Annotated in this window: 16 protein-coding genes; 7 read left to right on the plus strand and 9 right to left on the minus strand. The window is 36.7% G+C overall.

The features are described from left to right. Positions 1 to 12 precede the first annotated feature (12 nt). From QNH36_RS21790 to QNH36_RS21830, 9 genes are all read right to left on the minus strand, one after another. A complete protein-coding gene (locus tag QNH36_RS21790) occupies positions 13 to 1,353 on the minus strand; it encodes a flippase (protein ID WP_144478092.1) in 1,341 nt (446 codons plus the stop codon). Next, complete coding sequence (locus QNH36_RS21795) at positions 1,350 to 2,588, minus strand: glycosyltransferase (RefSeq protein WP_283904207.1); 1,239 nt, start codon at positions 2,586 to 2,588, stop codon at positions 1,350 to 1,352. Before QNH36_RS21795 ends, QNH36_RS21790 begins: the two co-directional genes overlap by 4 nt. Before the next feature lie 68 nt (positions 2,589 to 2,656). Then, the gene (locus QNH36_RS21800) at positions 2,657 to 3,715 is read right to left on the minus strand and encodes a glycosyltransferase family 4 protein (protein ID WP_144478096.1); all 1,059 of its coding nucleotides are present in this window, start codon (positions 3,713 to 3,715) and stop codon (positions 2,657 to 2,659) included. Between the two features lie 293 nt (positions 3,716 to 4,008). Then, entirely contained in the window at positions 4,009 to 5,520 is a 1,512-nt protein-coding gene (locus QNH36_RS21805; RefSeq protein ID WP_144478098.1) for an N-acetylmuramoyl-L-alanine amidase, read from the minus strand. A gap of 361 nt (positions 5,521 to 5,881) precedes the next feature. Continuing rightward, a complete protein-coding gene (locus tag QNH36_RS21810; RefSeq protein ID WP_283904208.1) occupies positions 5,882 to 8,062 on the minus strand; it encodes a SpoIID/LytB domain-containing protein in 2,181 nt (726 codons plus the stop codon). Between the two features lie 175 nt (positions 8,063 to 8,237). Continuing rightward, the gene (locus tag QNH36_RS21815) at positions 8,238 to 8,864 is read right to left on the minus strand and encodes a class D sortase (protein ID WP_283904209.1); all 627 of its coding nucleotides are present in this window, start codon (positions 8,862 to 8,864) and stop codon (positions 8,238 to 8,240) included. A 4-nt stretch (positions 8,865 to 8,868) separates the two neighbouring features. Further along, the gene (locus QNH36_RS21820) at positions 8,869 to 10,056 is read right to left on the minus strand and encodes a processed acidic surface protein (RefSeq protein WP_283904210.1); all 1,188 of its coding nucleotides are present in this window, start codon (positions 10,054 to 10,056) and stop codon (positions 8,869 to 8,871) included. Between the two features lie 154 nt (positions 10,057 to 10,210). Then, positions 10,211 to 11,914 carry an N-acetylmuramoyl-L-alanine amidase gene (locus tag QNH36_RS21825; protein WP_283904211.1) on the minus strand — a complete coding sequence of 568 codons (1,704 nt, stop codon included), beginning with the start codon at positions 11,912 to 11,914 and terminating at the stop codon, positions 10,211 to 10,213. A gap of 156 nt (positions 11,915 to 12,070) precedes the next feature. Beyond that, positions 12,071 to 12,472 (minus strand): hypothetical protein, encoded by a 402-nt coding sequence (locus tag QNH36_RS21830; protein ID WP_283904212.1) that lies wholly within the window; start codon positions 12,470 to 12,472, stop codon positions 12,071 to 12,073. Positions 12,473 to 12,632: 160 nt separating this feature from the next. On the opposite strand from QNH36_RS21830, the gene tagU reads away from it, so the two are divergent. The 7 genes from tagU (at position 12,633) to QNH36_RS21865 (ending at position 19,820) form a co-directional block, all read left to right on the plus strand. Next, a complete protein-coding gene (tagU, locus tag QNH36_RS21835; protein ID WP_283904213.1) occupies positions 12,633 to 13,574 on the plus strand; it encodes a polyisoprenyl-teichoic acid--peptidoglycan teichoic acid transferase TagU in 942 nt (313 codons plus the stop codon). Positions 13,575 to 13,738: 164 nt separating this feature from the next. Then, positions 13,739 to 14,209, plus strand: a complete 471-nt coding sequence (pssD, locus tag QNH36_RS21840) for a PssD/Cps14F family polysaccharide biosynthesis glycosyltransferase (protein WP_283904214.1) — start codon at positions 13,739 to 13,741, stop codon at positions 14,207 to 14,209. Continuing rightward, positions 14,206 to 14,685, plus strand: a complete 480-nt coding sequence (gene pssE, locus QNH36_RS21845) for a PssE/Cps14G family polysaccharide biosynthesis glycosyltransferase (RefSeq protein ID WP_283904215.1) — start codon at positions 14,206 to 14,208, stop codon at positions 14,683 to 14,685. Before pssD ends, pssE begins: the two co-directional genes overlap by 4 nt. A gap of 26 nt (positions 14,686 to 14,711) precedes the next feature. Then, entirely contained in the window at positions 14,712 to 15,857 is a 1,146-nt protein-coding gene (locus QNH36_RS21850) for a polysaccharide pyruvyl transferase family protein (RefSeq protein ID WP_283904216.1), read from the plus strand. Between the two features lie 5 nt (positions 15,858 to 15,862). Continuing rightward, on the plus strand, positions 15,863 to 16,978 hold the full coding sequence (locus QNH36_RS21855; protein ID WP_283904217.1) for a glycosyltransferase: 1,116 nt from the start codon (positions 15,863 to 15,865) through the stop codon (positions 16,976 to 16,978). Next, on the plus strand, positions 16,979 to 18,499 hold the full coding sequence (gene murJ, locus QNH36_RS21860; protein ID WP_283904218.1) for a murein biosynthesis integral membrane protein MurJ: 1,521 nt from the start codon (positions 16,979 to 16,981) through the stop codon (positions 18,497 to 18,499). 61 nt (positions 18,500 to 18,560) lie between these two features. Next, positions 18,561 to 19,820 carry an alginate lyase family protein gene (locus QNH36_RS21865; RefSeq protein ID WP_283904219.1) on the plus strand — a complete coding sequence of 420 codons (1,260 nt, stop codon included), beginning with the start codon at positions 18,561 to 18,563 and terminating at the stop codon, positions 19,818 to 19,820. Positions 19,821 to 20,017 lie beyond the last annotated feature (197 nt).

Here is a 20,017-nt window from a genome sequence, read left to right on the forward strand (position 1 = left end):
AAATCAGTCCTGTTAACTCCTAATTAGCCTTTTGAAAAATTTTTGTCTTAATAACATCTTTTTAACTAAAGAAAAATCTTCCCTTTTAAATAAAAGAAACTTATTAAAAGCTTCTCCTGTCACCCGCTTAAAGAAAACCGCCTTGATTATAAAGCTAAGGCTATATGAAATAGATGTAGCAATCGCTGCACCTGTTGCCCCATACATAGGAATAAGGAAAACGTTTAGAATGGTGCTGAAAATAACATTAAAGATTGAAACATACATATTGATTTCTGGCTTCCCTCTGGCTGCAATATCGTTGGATAATATTTTTTCCACCGCGAGCAGCGCAATCCCGGGAAGAAGGATTTTCAAAAAGAACGGTGTCTCTTTATATTCATGCCCTAAAACCGGAGCCAGGAAATCAATAGTGAAAAAAATAACCACTGATAGAACAAGCATGAACACAAGCGTGAACCTGCTGACGATGGAAGTCAAATGATTGCGTTCTTCCTCCGTTCCCATAGCAGCGATTCTAGGCAATAAGACAGAGGAGATGGACTGGGTAAAGACTGAAAGCTTTTCACCCAGGGTCAACGCTGTAAAATAAAGACCTACTGCTCCATTGCCAACAAAAAAGCCAAGCAAATATATATTAATCCGGTAATTCATAAAGGTTACCAGGTTGCTCATATAAGATTTAAACCCGTAATGAAAGGACTTTCTTAAGTACGGAATATTCAATCTCAAGTTTTTCCGGGTCAAGTTAAATCTTTTGACGCTAAATACGAGAATGAAAAGAAGTGTTAAAGCATGACCGCTTATAAAAGCAATCAATGCCCCCATCAATCCAAAATCGAATAATACGATCAAGACCACTACAAGTAAAAGGTTCGTAATTTGAGTAATCACTAAGATGGTATTGAATACTTTAAAATCCTGGATCCCCTGAAATATAGTTTGAAAAAACGTGTTCAGCAACATGAAGGGAATCGCAATCAGGATAAAGTATACATAGGAATAATCGTCTAAATCCTTGAATAACTTATCTCCAAAAAAATAGATGGAAATAAAGCCTGCAATAATTCCAATTAAGCTTAAAACTACACCAATAATTAAATTATTGAAAAAGCTCTCGCCTGGGTCAATTTCCTGCCGGCTTACATAGTAAACAGTCGAAATGTTTATCCCTAAGTTGATAAACATCATCAAAATTGCTGGAAAGTTTGTGATTAGAGCGTAATTACCTTGCAATTCTGGTCCCAGCATTCGAGCAATAATGATTATTAAGAGAGTTCCAATAACAATGCTTGTAAACTGCCGGACCAAAGTTATATAGCTGTTTTTTAGAAAGCTGTTTGGTTTTGTCATGAACCAGTACCACCATATCCGGAAATTCCCCCTGCAAAATCAGAATAGTTCTTTTCAGCATTGTACATACCATTCCAGGTCTGATAAGCAGATTTCCTAAGATGCTCCTTCTCACTAAAAGAAAGACGCGATAGATGATCAAGTAGTTTCGCCAGCTCAGTAACTTCGAAATCCTTCGGGATCAACTTTCCATTGGTTTCATCCACAAGCTCCCCAGTCCCGCCAACATCTGTCGCTACTGAAGGAATTCCGCAGCTAAAGGCTTCCATTATTGCGACAGGTATGCCTTCACTGGAACTGACATTAATGAAAAGGTCTATAGGGTTCTTCAGGTAAAAAGGAACAATTTCATCATTTGCCATATTTCCAGTGAATTCAGTTGTAATATTAGCAGGAAGTTCTTTTGCAAGGCCCTCTAATTCATTTAGTCCTGGCCCTCCTCCAATATGAGTCCAGTGGATTCTCGACTGACACTCAGCAAGACTTTTCACAAGGAGTTCCAGACGTTTAACAGGAACTACATAAGAACAGCTGACAATTCGGAAAATACCATCAGAAGAACCATGTGACAAACCTTCCGGCTTCTGAGTTCCCAACCGAGCAACTTCCAGACTCGAAGCGCTCCCGCCAGTCTGTTCCGCCAGATATTCAGCACCATTCTGGGAAATAAGATATATTTTATCCAACTGATGAATTAAAGTCTGCTTATATGGCAAATAAGGAGGACTGTGGCGGTAATCGTAGATATCTCCGCCATGCCCTCTTGAAATAGCATAGAGATCAGAGTACTTCTCCTTAAGGAACGCAATTCCTGGTGCTAGCGATAACCAGTACGAATAAGCCACAAATTTTGACGGGTTTTGTTCCTTAAATATTATATTTTCTATATAATTCCGAAGATGAATAGCATTTGCAGTCCATGATACAAGTTTGCCGAACCCCTTAAGGCCAAAGTTGCCTGCTCTTTTTCTTTCTTCCAGAAGCCATCTGCGTCCCTGCGCATCTTGAAATGCACTCATCTTAAAAGAGACAGCATTCTTTTTTTGAAAAGCAGGTACCAAATGGACCGAAGCATTGTGGGGCAGTTCTCTTTGTTTGGTATGGTCTGCGCTATTAACCGGTATGATATGTACTTTGCGAAACTTTTCACATAAAAAATCCAACTCGAGCTTTAAAAACTCCTCACCCGGATAAAATGGATACCGATTCGTTATTAATACCAATTCTTTTTCCATTGTCATCACTCACATCAAAAGTATATTTGAAAAACCGTTTGTCAGCTTTGCCACAAACGGTTTTTCACTTAATGTTTACCGGTTACTTTTCGGTACATCTTAATTAATGGTTTATGACGTTCATTCACTAGACCAATCACTTCTGCAATGATCTGGAAAAGCAAGAGCAAGCCAAAAACAATCAGCAGTGATCCCCATAATGTCGAGGTTTCAAATACAACTGCCGCTACACTAAAAAGAATGCCTAAAGCATAAATGACTAAAACCGTGTTACGATGTGAAAGTCCGATTGCCAAAATACGGTGATGCAAATGGCTTTTATCGGGAGCGCCAATCGGTTTCTTGTTGACCACTCTTCGAATAATTGCATAAGTAGTGTCAAATATTGGGACACCCAATATTATTATTGGCACAATAAAGCTAAATAATGTAACACTCTTGTATAAACCAAGCAACGAAAGGATACCAATAGAATATCCTAAAAATAAAGCCCCAGTATCACCCATGAAAATTTTGGCAGGATGAAAGTTATAAAATAGAAATGCAAGCGTGCTGCCCAGTAATATTAGGGCCAGTGCTAAAATTAGCGGTTTGCCGGCTGCTCCCGCCATGAAAGCAACAGTCGCTATACCGATTGAAGATATCCCCGCAGCCAGGCCATCAAGGCCATCGATCAGGTTAATGGCATTTGTGATTGCAACAATCCAAAAAATCGTAACAGGGATTGCCCATATGCCAAGATTAAATTTTTCCATAAAAGGTATACTTATGAAGTCAATTGTTAATCCTGTACTTACAACGATTCCTGCGGCTGCAATCTGGCCAAGCAACTTCACCTTTGCCGATAGTTCATATTTATCATCAAGAATCCCAAGAACGATGATAATGATCGCACCTATTGTTATGCCGGTTAACTTTTCATTTTGGAGCCCTGCAGTAAAGAATCCAGCAACCACTCCGAGGAAAATGGCCAGCCCTCCAAGGCGTGGCATAACTTTAGCATGTACTTTTCTATGGTTTGGTTTATCAGTAGCGCCAATTTTGTGCGCAAATTTTATAACAAATGGTGTCAAGATTAAAACAGTAAGGAACGAGACGAAAAAAGCTAGTATCAATTGTGCAGTCATATAGACTTCCCCTCTGTAAAAAGGTAATTTCAAACCCTCACTAAGTGTATCACAATCCAAGCTATATTCAATTTTTAATCCATTAATTTTTAGTTACATTTATTTCAGGGCTTGTCATATCCTTGTTAATGTTTTTCCTTTTTTATACCCGATGAAACCTTTTATATTTCTTCTTTATTTTTATCCTGCAAGGCCTTCTTGTCAATTATTTTTATTTTCCATTAAAACAGGCGATAAAAACCGTTGTAATAAAAGGAAACCCCTATCGGATAATAAATCCAATAGGGATATTTTTATTGTTTATTGAAATAATTAATAATGCCTCTGTACACAGCATCAGCTGCTTTTTGCCTGAACGTTGAATTTGCTAAAAGATCTGCATCATCTTTATTAGACACAAAGGCAACTTCGACTAATACGCTTGGAATTTTCGTATCCTTTATAACCCTAAAATCTCCATGTTTGACACCGCGGTTATAGGTTCCAAGTGTTGCGATAAGTTCCTTTTGGATTTCTTCTGCCAATAACTGACTGTCGGCGGATTCGTAAGTGCTGTTCCACCATGTTTCTGTTCCGTGTGGTGAAGATGTCGAATAAGAATTAACGTGCATACTGACAAAGATATCAGCCCCAGAACTATTAGCTTTTGCTACACGCTCATTTAACGTAGGATAGGTATCTCCTGTCCTCGTCATCAAAACCTTCGACATGGAGCTTGTCAACCTTGATTGAATTCTTTTTGACATATCAAGTACTAAATCTTTTTCAACCAACTTTGTGCCACCACTTGTATACCCGCTTGCACCAGGGTCAGTACCACCATGACCTGCGTCAATCATAATTGTCTTGCCAACAACAGAAATGGCCAAAGAATTGAAAATCCCCTCAGAAACGGAACCCGGACCTCCATAAACAAAGAAACTTTGGTATCCGTTGTTGATAATAGCGCTTCTTGTTTCCGTCGGCACCGAGGTAGCTGTTGTTAATAAAATAGGCTCATTTCTTTTTGCTGCAAAAACAGCTCCAGTTAATGCATCGGCGAACGTCATTCCAGTTGCAATAGAAGACTGAGACCGAGTGCTGAAATACTTATTAGCAATATTAGCAGCGACTTCAAAACGGTTTCGGCCATCAATTCGGTATGGATTAGGAACGCTATTATATACATTTCTTGAAATACTGCCTTCACCACCGACGATAATCGTCTGGCTTACTCCCCATTGATCGATAATCGCTTTAGTAGAACCAGGTAATGTGTTTGTATTCGTTAATAAAATTGGATATCCATTTCTTGCTGCATATGGAGCAATTGCAAGAGCATCCGGAAAATTCAAGCCATAGGCAAGAACTACTTTACTGCTTTTTCCTACACGGAGTGCGATATTGTTTGCAACCTCAAAACGATTGGCTCCTGAGATTCTTTCAGTTTTCAATCCCATCTTTCTGACTTCAGACAATACACTGTCAGAAATACTGGCTGAACCTCCCACAGCAATAACATTTGTTGCATTTAATCTATCAATCTCTGCTTTTGTTGCTGCAGTCAATACTCCTGGCTGTGTTAATAAAATTGGCGCATTATATTTATATGCCAAAGGCGCCGCAGCCAATGCATCTGCATAAGCATCATAATTAGCAAGGATGACTGTATTTGCAGATGTCCATCCCTTTTTAGAAACATTTACTGCAACCTCAAACCGATCCTGTCCGCCCAACCTGATTGTGTAGCCCTCTGCCGATGCCGGTAAAACAGCTATAAAACAAAAAGCAGCAGCGAACAGAAAAGCCACAAAAACTTTTTTCATTATCTTGCCTCCCTAGTTGTTATCTCTCTTATTTTATCGGACCGAATCGACAAATTTCTATAAAATTTCCAAAAAAAATGAAAATTGGTAGATTGGCCTTATGGTATTGGAAAATAAGTTTAATAGAGGAATTATATAGAATATTTTTGTTGTGAATCCACTCCAAAAGATACTTTAAAATTGACTGTTATATAAGAAATGTGTACTAAAACACTAATACCTCCTTAGTATAAGGATTGGTGATCAAACTAACCCTTTAAAAATTCATGTCCCTGAAGTGTCGAAATTTGAGATCCACGATAGTGTGAACATACCAAAAAGGACAGACTTTGGAAAAGTCCGTCCCTTAAATAATAGTAAATTAATTTCCTAGGGTTGCCCCTGGATAGTAATGTTTCAAAATTTCTACATATGACTTTCCGGACGAAGCCATGTTTTTAGCGCCATACTGGCTCATTCCTACGCCATGTCCGTATCCTTTTCCTCTGATCGTCATAATATCTGTGTCTTTATTATAAGTCACAGGATCTAAGAGATGGCTTTTAAACACGCTGCCGCCAAACATAGAGCGGAATGTACCAATGCTTAAAGTGCGTTTAAGGTTAATTCTATCAATCTCTTTTTCTGAATTCAGCTTATAAGTGTTTGTTGAAGGATAACGAACAAAGAAATCAATATCCAACGTGGCACTTACACTTCGGTTTCCTGATGTCTTTTCAGGCGATAACGAATATCCATTAATCGATACAATTTTTATTTCCGTGTTTGCATAGCCATTTTTGTACAGCCAATTCTTGATGCTGTTAGCAACACTTGTATCGGACTCCTTAATAGAACTCCACCAGTGACCTGGATTTTTCAGATTATCTTTATAAGGCTCCATGTTAATCTGTGTCTTTTTCATAGGTATGGACCATGGAATTTCAGGATCATAAGAATCAGCTTTCGCAGATAAATATGGAACAAGAGTCGTCCCCCAGGCGTTGGCATTCGATTCTATATATCCGCCATTGCTTGACGAGAATACAGCAGAAATTGGATTGCCATTGTATCTTAATACTTTACCTGCAGTCCCTTCAACAGCCTGATTGGTACGCTGCTGATAATAATCATCAACCCATGTAACACCACCATATACCTGAAAGCCCTGTGTATCTGCAACAACTTTCCCTACAGAATTGATTGAATAGGTACGGGCAGCCACCGCCTGTGCTTTGAGAGCTTCAACTCCCCAACTCGCAGGCATTTCATGAGGTACTACACCCTTTAGATAGTCCTCAAATGGGATTTCTCTGTTGATCGGTCTAACATATCCGTTTTCGAGGAAGAATTCCATTTTGCCCATATATGGCTTATTGTTTAATTTGATCTGGTTACTAGTGTTATAACGAGATGGAATCAACGCAAACTCAGAATTGCCAAAATCCTTTAATTTTTGAGAGCCCTTGTATAAAACCAGTCTGCTATTCTCATTTTTCACTGAATACGCTGAACCGGCAGCGAGCCGAACTTCATTCGGAAGACTGGCAACCACTGACTCATTAACAGAAGCCGGTCCGCCTAAAATGGTAAAGCTTGATATTTTTTTCTCGGAAATAATCGTTTTAATTGAATCCGGCAATCTTTCTGGTCTTGTCAATAATAACGGTGCATCTTGTTTGGCAGCCAAAACTGATCCGGTCAATGCATCAGCAAATGATAAGCCAGTAGAAATGAATGCTGTATCTGCAGGCAAATTCAATTCTCTTACTATGTTAGCAGATACCTCGAAGCGGTCTGCGCCGCCGATTCGGGTTGCTGAAGGCAATTTGCTTCCAACTGTAGTACTTACACTGCCTGTACCTCCAACAATCAAAGTACTTTGTCTGCCTTGCAATGCATCTTTAGTGTAATCCGGCAGGAAATCCTTTGCTGTTAACAGAATCGGATACCCTTGTTTAGCAGCATATGGAGCAATAGATAGCGCATCGGCAAATACTAGACCATTAGCTATAACTGCATTTTCTTTGTTCGGGAGTTGGTCTGCTAACTTTTTCGCCACAGCAAATCGGTCATCTCCTCCTAAACGTTTTACAGTAGGAACATATGACTTCAACTGATTCTCTACTTTCGGAGTTATACTGGAGATACCACCTATAATAAAGATATTCGTTGGTTTTAATTCCTGTATCTTTTTTAATGTTTGACTTTCTAATTCATTGGGTAATGTTAAAAGTATAGGTGCATTTTTGTAAAAGGCGAATGGTGTTGCAGCCAAGGCATCGGCAAATGCTTTGTAGTTAACCAGGATGACTGTATCAGCTTGACTCCAGCCACTGGAAGCTACATTGTTGGCAACAGCAAATCGGTCATTTCCTGACATTCTAATGTTTCCATTCGCAAGCTTATAATCACCAACAGTTGAAATATTAATCGCACGAGTATTTCCAATATAATTGCTTAATTTGACGGAAATATTCGCAGCCTGGGCATAAGAAGTAAACGGCATCAACGTGACACAAATGGCTAAAATTAGAATGAAGGAAATCTTTTTCTTTATCAATTTTTACCCTCCCTAGTTGTTAAAACAAGCAAAATATGACAATAACCCTCCCTTTTTCTACTAATATACGAACCTATCACTAAATTTATCAAATATTGTCAAATGAGTAAATGGAATTTTTAATATAAATTTAATGTAAATGAAAAGAGCCGGGTGCGTTGCAAGCATACCGGCTCTACATTTTCTCGCTTTTAATTAAATCCGCTACCAAAATATACCTATCTGGAGCATCCCCGATAAAGTCAAATGGATAGCAGGTGGTAACGGTTAAAGTGGCACGTGGTTTAGGTACTATCACGGTTCGGTCATCGGCATCTACAATTCGGACCTTCCTTACCTTATAGGTAAACTCCCCAGCAGATGTGGAAACAACCAGCAAGTCCCCTTTACCGACTTCCCCGAGCTTCCTGAACACTGTGTCTCTATGTCCCGATAGTACCGAGTTATCCTTTTCTCCAGGAAGAACACTTCCGGCAAAATGTCCAACGCCTTTTTCAAGCTCGTCCTCATCTGTCCCATGGTAGATTGGCAGATTGGCCTCAAGCTTGGGGATATGAAGATTGCCAATCTCTTCGCCTTTTTTTGGTCTCTCTGGATAAAGAATGTTTTTCCTGACCGGGTTCTTCGTTATATTAGCTGGGCTTGCAGTAAAGGTTTCTTCATCTGACTGATGAGTCTGATAAAGCCAATAGCCTTTAAGTAGTTTATAACCATTGGTACTGCTAAACCATAAACCAAATATGATTATACTAACTGATAGAGAAAGAAGAACCAGATAACCGGCTCTTCTCTTTGTTTTCAATTTCCTAAACACCTTTAACTCTCACTTTTCTGATTGCAAAGATTCCAAATAGGAACATGGCAAAACCAGCCAAAGCGTTCGGCAGATAGTCAGATGCAGTGTTTGGCAGCTTTCCGCCTTTTACTGTTTTAGCAACTTTCACAGCAGGTACTTTCTCGGCTGCCTTTGTTACTTCTTCTGCAGTTTCTTTTGTTTTTTCAATCGTTTTCCCTGTTTCCTGAAGAAAGTCGGATCCGAACATGTCTTTTGTTATTTTCATATCTGCTAATAACTTGCCATCTTTGGATAGTATTTTAATGATCAGGTCTGCTCCATTTGTTGAATTCATTTTTAAAAGGGACTCAAAAGAGATAGCTGTTTCCTTACCATCTTTGGACAGGTAGTACTCCACCTTCAAGTCAAAAAGGTTAAGTAAATCATTCCATACATCAATGAATTCAGCGATATCTTCAGCAGATAAGTCTTCAGCACTTTCGAACTCAGGGAAGTTCATTAAACGCTGTCCGATTTCTTCCATTTTGATCAGGAATTGCTCCTGATCCAAATCAGGATTTTCAAGAATTGCGAGTAAATGGTTGGCTAAATTGTTCGCTTCAGCCAGTGAAAGACCAAAACTATCAAGCGTGTTAATCAGCTCATCTTTGGATTCCATGAAAATATGTTCGGCCATGGTCATGTACAAGTCTTCCATATTGTCATAGTTTTCAAGTGAATCATCATATTTATTCAAGAAAGCTTCAAGCTCTTCTTTAGATTTAAAATCAAATTCATTAAGCAGCTCCTGGAGATTTTCATCTGTAATTGGAGTCAATTCAGCAGTATACAGGTAATCAGACACTTCCCAGTAAAGGTCTTCATAAAAAATAAATTGGTCAAGTGATGTTTCATTTTCCTCAAGCAACTTTATGAGTTCTTCTTCCGTCATTTCGAATTCTTCAAGCAGTTCTTGAAGGTTAGTTTCATTCACAAGAGGTCCCAGGTAATCTTTCAGTTCCGTTAAATCTTCAAACTCTTCAAGACTGTAATCGTGAGTTTCTGATAAATAGGAAGTAAACTCTTCTTCAGACATGCCTATTTCCTGTAAAAAACTCTTAAACTCCTCACTCTGCGGATTAATTTCCGCAAAGGCCGAATACGGCAGCAAACCAAATGCCAGGACAACAGATAATAAAGCTGAAAGTAAACGCTTCAAAAATTATTCCCCCTAAAAATTATATGTCTACCAAATTAGTATATAAGGAATAAGGATTTTCCGACAGAGGGTTTTTTTGGAATTTTTCAAAGACTATCCTCCTGGTAATTTAAAAAGACCTTCCTTTAACAGGAAGGCAGTAAATTGGTTTATATTAATTTGAATAAAAGCTTTTAATGCTATTTGCCAATGCCTGTGCTCTTTTATCCTGCACAGATTGGCTGGCCAATAGCTTCACTTCAGTAGGATTGGATATGAACCCTAATTCTATTAAAACAGATGGCATCTTTGTCCAGCGAGTGACAAAAAGATTATGATCTTTAGTGCCAGTAGAGGAATATGTCGTTGTTATTCCTATTCCCGGGTATACAAGTGCCTTTGCAAAATTTTGAGCCAGCACTTTACTATCTTGGGCTTGAAGAGAAGGAGTAGGATCATACGCTACATTGTTCCCTTGATAACTCAAAGATTTATATGTGGAGCCGCTTTTCACAATAAATACTTTTCGTTCAGTATCTTCTCGTACAAAAGGATATTTTACTCCACTTGATAAAACATACACATCTTTCGTTTCAATAGCAGGACGATAAGAACTATAATGAGTGCTTAAACCTCTTGGGCTTGTAGAAACATTCGAATCGTGATGGATACTGATGAATAAGTTTGCAGTCGTTTTATTAGCAATAGATGTTCTGTCTGCCAGATCCAAGAATATATCCTGGCCAGGCTGTCTGGTAAACAACACCTTCGCTCCCATTGCCTTAAGTTTAGCTGCAAGCTTTTCAGTAAATTGATTGTTTAACGTTTTTTCATAATAACCATTTTTAACTGCACCCGGATCCTTACCGCCATGGCCGGGATCAAGCATTATGGTCTTTCCTTCAAGAGGAAGCAATGGCATTTGTCCAGTCAATTTTAGGAAAGTGTCATTAGGGACCGAAGCAGTTCCCCCTAAAATAACAAAATCATTTATGTTTTGGTTTTTAATAACGGTATAAACGGAATTCGGGATCATTGTTGGATGTGTCAACAACAAAGGAGCTCCCTGTTTTGCTGCAAGAACAGAGCCAGTCAGCGCATCGGCAAAACTCATCCCAGTCGCCAGAAAGGCCTTGGCAGGACTCGGGCTCAGTTGGGTAACTATATTGGCAGAAACCTCAAAGCGATCTTTTCCGCCAATCCTTTTCGCACCTGGGAGCTGCCCAGCAACAACTTTCCCTACACTGGCTTCTCCACCTGATATAATCGTAGATTTAATGCCAAGCTGGCTAATAGCTTCCTTCATCTTTACAGGCAATTCATTGCTCTTTGTCAGCAAGATTGGGTAGCCGTTTTTCGCTGCATATGGCGCAATCGCCAAAGCATCAGGGAAATTCAGGCCATTCGCTACTACTGCTGTTGAAGTAGACTTCAATTTCTTTGAGATATTATAGGCAACCTCAAAACGGTCCTTCCCGGCAATCCTTTCAATATTACTAAAGCCATTTGCCTTCAATGCTGAAGAAATTTTGGTAGAAACACTGCCAGTACCACCAATTAAAATGATTTTTTGGGGTTTTAATCTTCTAATCTCTGTCAACACCCTTGAGTCCAGTGTATCAGGAGCTGTTAACAAGATGGGTGCATTTTGCTGATAGGCGAATGGAGAACCAGCCAGTGCATCCGCAAACGCCTTGTAGTTAGCCAGTACAACAACTGGTGCTCCGGCAGGCCACCCCTCTTTGGATACATTAATCGCAACCTGAAATCGGTCTTTCCCATCCATCCGTTTAGCAGTTACTTCTGCTGAACCTTCTAGGGATGGGAAAATTAAAAGCAACAATAAACTTACAAGAATGATAGATAAATATTTCTTCATGTCTAGCTCCCTTTATGTATTTTAAATCTATTTTCCTATTTGTTCGAAATATACCAAATTATTGTAACATAGTTAGAACTGGATTTTTCATAAATATCCAAAAAAATACACTCTAGTCCAGAGTGTATTTTTAGGTTAGAAAACAAATCAATAACTTTATCCATTAGTTCTGTTTTTTATCAGATTCTTAATGAGCAAGTAACTCCCCTTGAGAACGAGAAAAATTGAGAAGAAGAGTATAAAACCCCATAGGCTTACAACAGCATCATCAAATTCCATCTGTCCCCTGCCAGTGATTTTTTGCTGAATTTCAATTGCAAATACAAGAACCAGAATTACAGTAAAAGTATAAATGAAGGAAATAGCTGTAATGCTATATTGGGCCAGGTGTTTAAAAATAAAATGAACAACAAAGAATGAAAAAATACCAATAAATCCGAATACCCATAAATGTAGATCTTTATCTGTAAGACTAAGACCCATGTTTGCCGTGATATCCATAATAACGTCATGTATGGAGTTAACAACTTCTACTATAATTTTAATAAACTCTTTCACTACTTCATCCTCCAGTAAATATAACAATAATTATATTATATTAGAATTTGTAACACACTTTGTCGAAAAATCGTCTATTCTGTTAAAAATTATATTTTTTTTATTGTTTATTTTTGGTATTCTATATTTGTTGTTCACTTTTAATTGGAGGCTACACATTATGAGTTCACGAATAGATAAAAATACTACAAAAAAGAAAAAGAGGAAATGGGTTAAAATACTGATCTTCTCTTTTGTCCTATTATTTTTGGTAGTTGGAGGGTATGTATACTCTGTATACAACTCTTTGTCAAAAGCTGTCGATACTATGCATGAACCGTTAGAACGCGGTAAGTCAGAGAAAAGGTCTAAAGAACTTTCGTTTACAAAAGCGGAACCTTTTTCCGTTTTGCTTATGGGTGTTGACGAGAGAGAAGGAGATCGAGGCCGATCAGATTCATTGATAGTTCTAACCATAAACCCACAACAGAATTCTGTTAGAATGCTAAGTATACCTCGTGATACAAGAACAGAAATTATAGGAAAAGGTAAACAAGATAAAATCAACCACGCTTACGCCTTTGGTGGCGTGGATATGTCAATTGCAACAGTAGAAAACTTCTTGGATATTCCCATCGATCACTACGTACAAATTAACATGGAAGGATTCAAGGATATAGTGGATGCAGTTGGAGGGGTAACTGTACAAAACGATTTAGATTTCACATATGAAGGTACCCACTTTCCCAAAGGCCAACTAACCTTGGATGGAGCTAAGGCGTTAAAGTATTCAAGAATGCGATACGAGGATCCAAGAGGAGATTTTGGCAGACAAGCTCGTCAAAGACAAATTATTCAAGCTGTTATTAAAGAAGGGGCAAGTTTAAGTACGATAACCAATTATGGAGAAATTTTCAACGCGTTAGGTAATAATGTTAAAACCAGCTTAACATTTGATGAGATGGTAACGATCCAAAGTAAATATAAAGCTTCGAGTAAAGATATGGTCCAGGAGCAAATCAAGGGATCCGGACAAAAAATTAATGGTGTTTACTATTATTCCGTGCCTGACGAAGAAAAGAATAGAATACAACAACTGCTTAAAGAACATTTAGAAATGTAATCTAAGTTGGAAGATGAAAATCTTCTAACTTTTTTATTTGACCTTATGGTTCACGTTATTTTTTTGGAGATTTTTTACTGTTAATATCCATGATGGTAAATGTTATAATTTTACTTTAGAAATCAAGTTAAATATTATTCCTCAAGACGGAGTTGGCAAAAATAATGAAAGACAAAAAAAAGATTTGTTTAATTAGTTCAACTGGAGGCCACCTAACACAGTTACGACAATTAATTCCTATTGTGAAAGATCAAAAGTTTTTTCTTATTACAGAACAGCATAAATCTACCGAAATGCTGTCAAAACAATTTGATGTATATTACCTAAAACAGCAAGAAAGAAAAAGTTTAATTTTCCTATTTGTTTTTCTTTTTAACATAATAAATTCGTTCCTTATTATTGCAAAAGAGAGACCAGATTTCATTATTTCTACTGGGGCTGGTGCGGTTCTACCTGCCTGTGTATTTGGTAAATTATTTGGAGCTAAAATTATCTTTATTGAAAGTTTCGCAAAAATTGATACACCGACTTTAACAGGACGCATTGTCTATAAGTTTGCAGACAGATTTTATATTCAATGGGAAGAACTGAGAAAGCATTATCCTAAGGCTGTATTTAAGGGGGCAATATATTGATTTTCGTAACTGTGGGTACACAAAAATTCCCATTCGACAGGCTTTTTATTGAACTGGATCGTCTTATTGGAGAAGGTCTTTTAAAAGAAGAAGTAATAGCTCAAATTGGTTATACCAAATATCAACCTAAGAACTTTAGCACCTCTCAATTTTTAACAGAAGATGAAGTAGAAAAATATATGAACAGTTCTAAAATCGTAATTACACATGCAGGAACGAGCTCTATAATTAATTGTATGAAAAAAAAGAAAAAAACTGTTGTAATACCAAGATTGTCAAAGTTTAATGAGCATATTGACGATCATCAAATAGAAATTGCCACTCTTTTTAAAGAAAAGAATGCTGTTGAATTAGTAGAAAATATTGAAGATCTTCAGAAAAAAATACAAGAATGCGAATCAAAAGAGTATAATTTTTTAACTTTTGACAATCAATTATTACTTGCATCAATTCGCGATTATATTACAGGAAATTAAATTTTATTTTTATTTGGGGTGCAATAATGAAAGTTGGAATCGTAGGTAATTATGGTCATAATAATAACGGGGATGAAGCAATATTAACTGGTATATTGGAACAACTAATAAATAATCTAAATATAGACGCAAAAGATATAACTATATTTTCCAACAACATTGAGAATACCAGGTCTCGTTACAATATCAATACTGTCCCTCTGATGTATAAAAAAGGGAATATATTAACCACAGGGGCATCGACTATCTTTAAACATTATAAGTTATTGAAAGAGCTTGATCTTTTGATAATTGGTGGTGGCGGACTGCTAATGGATATGTATAAAAGAGACGCACCACTCTATGGTACTCTCGGATTGCTGGGGAAGTTACAAAATTGTAAGGTTGTTATATATGGGGTTGGTGCTGGTCCAATTAATACCACACTAGGTAAAACGATTATTAGAACACTTGTAAATAAAGCAGACTCAGTATCTGTAAGAGATACTAACTCCCAAAGGCTTTTAGAATCCCTGGGAATTAATAAGAATATAGAAGTTATTGGCGACCCTGCTTTTTTTGTGAGTGAGGCAGACCAAGAAAAAAAAGGATCAACGATACAAAAAATTGGCGTTACTGCTGTTCCGTATTTTAGTGAGCAATATTGGCCAGAAGCAAATCCCGAAAAGTATAAGACTTATGTTAAGGGCTTTGCCGCAAATTTAGATAATATTGTGAAAAACAATAAGGCCAACATTACTTTTTATTCCACAAAGTATCCTGAAGATGTTCAGGTTACTAAAGATATATATGAGTATATGGAGTTTAAAGAGGACGTAAGCATTATCGAAGATAATTTAGGTCCAAAAGAAATTTTCTCATTAAGCTCTAACCAGGATGTTATTATCGGGACACGCCTTCATTCTTTAATTTTATCCTCATCTGCACAAACACCTATCATTGGAATCGGATACCATCAAAAAGTAGAAGATTTTATGAAGGTAATTGATCAGCATCCTTCCTTTGTATCAATTAAGAAATTAGAGGAAGATGATTTTGTCTTGCTGACCTTAGTTAATGAGATGCAAAAGAACTGGGATACAGTTAAACAGAATTACCAGCTCATTTCTGCAAATTTAAGAGATGAGGCTGCAAAAGGCATTAAGCAGTTATCAAGGTTCATTCAGGAGTGAGGTTTTTGAAAAATCTTTTGATATTAAGCAATATGTACCCCAGTAAGATAGGACCTACTTTCGGTATATTTATTAAAAATCAAGCCGACCAGCTAAAACAAAACGGGATGAATGTAGATATAGTAGCTATCGATAATCCAAACATGGATAAATTCACCGTGATCAAAAAGTATCTAACATGGTTCCTGCAATTTTTAAGCAACTTCATTTTCAAAGGCCGGAAGTATGATATTGTTCATGTACATTATATCTTTCCAACAGGAATTCTCGGTCTTTTTTACAAGAAGATATATAAAAAACCTATGGTTGTCACCGCTCACGGCGGTGATATTGATAAAATGGCCGAGAAAAATAAACTCTTTAAAAAATGTACAGAGTATATTCTAAAACAAGCTGACTTTATTATTTGTGTTGGCGAAGAATTGAATCAAACGGTTCAAAAAGAATATCACGCGACTCCCGATAAGATTACAACGTTGAATATGGGTGTGGATACTAATATTTTCTTTCCCATGGACAGTTTGGGGTTAAGGGCGAAGTACGGCATTCCAAATGATACAAAAACAATTCTTTTTGTAGGAAACATTATTAAAGCCAAAGGCGTCTTAGAGTTGATCAAAGCATATAAAAGCTTGAAACATTACATTCCTGAAGCTCGACTTGAGATAATTGGATCAAAAAAGGAACCTGATTTTTTTAAAACTTTGGAAAGATATATTAAAGAGGAAAACATTCAGGATATTTTTTTTCATGAACCAAAAAGCCAAAAAGAAATTGCTGTCTGGATGAATATGTCCGATGTTTTCGTCCTCCCTTCGCATATCGAGGGCCTTGGACTGGTCGCATTGGAAGCAATGGCTTGCAAGGTACCCGTAGCAGGAGCTGAAGTTGGAGGCCTCGCCTATTTGCTGTCCAATCAAGCAGGAGTACTATTCCCGCCCCAAAATGCTGAATCAGTCGAACATGCCATTGTGAATATATTAAAAAATAAAGAAATGAACTCTAAAAGAATAGCAACTGCTTATAACAAGGCTTTGGAAAATAATTCCAAAAATGTCATAAAAACACTTATTGGAATCTATAATTCTGTTCAAGAAATTCCTGAAAGAAGAAGATCATAGATGAAATTAAAAACAATTGCAGGCTTAATAGGAATCGTTACTTTGATTAATATTTCAACAAGACTTATAGGTTTTTTAAGAGAAATAATTATCGGAGTCCATTTTGGAACGAGTTCTATGGCAGATAACGTTGTCTTAGCTTATACCATACCTAACTTTCTATATTTAGTATTGGGCGGAGCAATAACAACTTCCTTTATCAGCATTTATAATAAAATAAATGAAGAAAAAAATAAAATCCAATTCAAGAATGTAATTTTTACTTACAGCACTATAGCTGTTTTAGTTATTACGACCCTCCTTTTAATTGCAAACACAACCTTAATTAATTCCATGTTTCCTGGTGTTGAAGGTCAACAAAAAGATATATTGGAGAAGTTATTCTTGATTACTGCACCTTCAACTTATTTCCTGGTTTTATCAATGTGGTACTCGGGTGTACTTAACATACAAGGAAAATATATAGGCGCTAGTTTTTCTACCTTGACCAATAATCTAATATTTGTTTTGTTCGTAATAATTGCCTTCCCCAACCTTGGAGTATACGCATATGGGTGGGGTTCGCTGTTAGGAAGCATTGTTATGTTTTTGTTGATGTCTTATGAACTGAAAAAAGGGAAATTTCTTTCTTACTCTTTTACATTTAAATACGATAAAACCTCCGATATTAAACGGATGATGAAGATTTTATTTCCTATTGCCCTGGGGGGAGCCACCCTCCAGTTTTATTTTATTGTCCAGCGTTTTTTTGGTTCTTACTTGGCTGAAGGATATATCGCTGCTTTGAATTATGCCTCGAAACTAGTTCAGCTTCCTCAAGTTATTTTAATGACTAGTGTAACTACTGTAATTTATCCATTGTTGGCGAAAAAAGTAGCAAATGGCGAATTCAAGGTTGTTAAAGATATATTCAAAAAAGGAGATCATCTCCTTTTCCTTTACCTTGTTCCTCTTTCGGTTTTTATCTATTTTTATTCCTATGATATTATCTCTTTTATATTTGAATATGGTTCATTTAATAGAGAATCAACTGTGATGACAGCTGCAATGTTAAAAATATTTGTCATAGGAATGCATGCTCATTCAGCCAATATGTATATTACCAGGTTTTATTACGCTATGGAAAAAGCATTGTTTCCTGTGTTTATTGGTTTATTCTCAGTTTTTGGGTTAAATACGGTTATCACCTTAAGTTTAATGGATCATTTAGGAGCAGACGCTGTTGCATGGGGAACAACCATTAGTGCTTATTTTCAATATTTTGCTTTATTGATTGTGGGTAAAAAGAAACTTGGTCTCGATATCAACTTTGGTCGAAATCAAGTTAATTACTTTATCATCATTTTTTCTCAAATATTAATAATGTCTCTGGCGAGTACCTATATTACATTTGCCATGCCAATTGTTAATATAATAATAGGACTGATCTTATTTGGTCTTAGTTTTGGTGTAACTGTCTTTTTACTTGGCTACCATAAAGAACTCCTAGGTAAAGAAAAGAAAAGTAAATCGAAAAGTTAAGTTCTAATTAGGGAGCTTCCCCTTTCTTTTTATGGGAATATTAATGAAAGGATGTACAAGAATGTCTTTTAAAAAGATCTTTAGATTATGTATTATCGGCATAATATTCCTTGCATTCTCTCTCTTTAGTTTCATTAGGTATCAAGCCTTTCATACATCTGCAGAATCTGCACCAGTTCCTGTATTTCTAAATCAGCAGCGGACCGTGATTAAAGATATATCAGATAAGGATATTGCTTCTAAAGAATTTTTCAAAATATATCCTGACATTTCGAGTCCAGTTTTTATTGATTCAGTAAAAATGGAAAGAATACGGGAACAGATAAAAAGAAAAGAAGAACCTACTTATTCTGAGTGGTTAAAGTTGTTAAGTTCAGCAAATCAAAAAAAGAACTATAAGCCAAATGCGCCAAGCTCTTTTTATGTTCCGTATGTTTATTCAAATCCTGAAGGCCATTGGAGGGGTAAAAATCCTCTTGTTAAAGATGCAAACAGTGCATATGAATTAGCACTGGCTTATCAGGTTACCGGTAATGAGAAATACGCGATAAGGGCTGCAAGAATTCTTGATAATTGGAGTCACACGACAAAAACGTTCAAAAAATCAGACGATACTCCTTTAGTGGTGAGCATCAACTTTCCTTCTATGATCATCGCAGCCTCCCTGATAGAAGATTCTCCGAACTGGACTAGGGATAACCAAGCAGATTTTAAAGAGTTTATTTCAAAAAAAGTTTTACCAATGAACACTATGAATAGAGAAAACAATTGGGGAAACTGGGGCTTGCTTCTTGGCATCTCTTCAGCTGCTTATCTTGATGATCAAAAGTTATTTTCAGCCTCAATCAATCGATGGAAATACTTTATCGAACATCAAATGAATACCAAAGGTCATTTATATCTAGAAGTAACCAGGAACTACGGAAAAGGGAATTATGGGATATGGTATTCTCACTTTTCTCTCCAACCACAGACTATTGCAGCAGAAATCGCAAAAGTTAATGGAGTTTATTTATTCACTTATACTACTCCATCTGGAAAAAGTCTTAAAAAGGCTTTTTCAACTATTGTATCCTGGACTGAAAAGCCAGAAACCTTCCCATATTATAATGGTGATATAAACGAATTATGGCATGTAAGAAAAAAGCTGAATGAGACTGCTATAAATGGGGATGAGTCTGCATCAATAGGATATTTTGAAATTCTATCAATATATTATAATAATAAAAAAGCGCAAAAGCTTTTACATGTTGAAAGACCATTAACATCCAGTCATGCTGTTCCTTATTTAACATTTACTCATGGAGGAGTAACTCATTAAGATTTTTCTTGCAAAAAAGAAGCCCTATATTAAATGGGCTTTTTTTCCATAGGTTAAAGTTAGCTGAGGAACTCCATGAATAGATGTCAATGGACGTTTTTTAATTATAGCTTGCTTTGCTTTATGATTTTCATAGTAACTTACTATGAAAAATAATCGATTGATGAAAGGTATTTTCCATCTATTTTGTATTCATC

It is taken from the genome of Mesobacillus sp. AQ2 (genome assembly GCF_030122805.1).
GTDB lineage: Bacteria > Bacillota > Bacilli > Bacillales > Cytobacillaceae > Mesobacillus > Mesobacillus oceanisediminis_A.

What these genes read in the sequence shown, in the direction of transcription:
- QNH36_RS21790 (WP_144478092.1), bottom strand. Translation starts at nt 1,353, where the DNA reads ATGACAAAACCAAACAGCTTTCTAAAAAACAGCTATATAACTTTGGTC.
- QNH36_RS21795 (WP_283904207.1), bottom strand. Translation starts at nt 2,588, where the DNA reads ATGGAAAAAGAATTGGTATTAATAACGAATCGGTATCCATTTTATCCG.
- QNH36_RS21800 (WP_144478096.1), bottom strand. Translation starts at nt 3,715, where the DNA reads ATGACTGCACAATTGATACTAGCTTTTTTCGTCTCGTTCCTTACTGTT.
- QNH36_RS21805 (WP_144478098.1), bottom strand. Translation starts at nt 5,520, where the DNA reads ATGAAAAAAGTTTTTGTGGCTTTTCTGTTCGCTGCTGCTTTTTGTTTT.
- QNH36_RS21825 (WP_283904211.1), bottom strand. Translation starts at nt 11,914, where the DNA reads ATGAAGAAATATTTATCTATCATTCTTGTAAGTTTATTGTTGCTTTTA.
- tagU (WP_283904213.1), top strand. Translation starts at nt 12,633, where the DNA reads ATGAGTTCACGAATAGATAAAAATACTACAAAAAAGAAAAAGAGGAAA.
- pssD (WP_283904214.1), top strand. Translation starts at nt 13,739, where the DNA reads ATGAAAGACAAAAAAAAGATTTGTTTAATTAGTTCAACTGGAGGCCAC.
- QNH36_RS21850 (WP_283904216.1), top strand. Translation starts at nt 14,712, where the DNA reads ATGAAAGTTGGAATCGTAGGTAATTATGGTCATAATAATAACGGGGAT.
- murJ (WP_283904218.1), top strand. Translation starts at nt 16,979, where the DNA reads ATGAAATTAAAAACAATTGCAGGCTTAATAGGAATCGTTACTTTGATT.
- QNH36_RS21865 (WP_283904219.1), top strand. Translation starts at nt 18,561, where the DNA reads ATGTCTTTTAAAAAGATCTTTAGATTATGTATTATCGGCATAATATTC.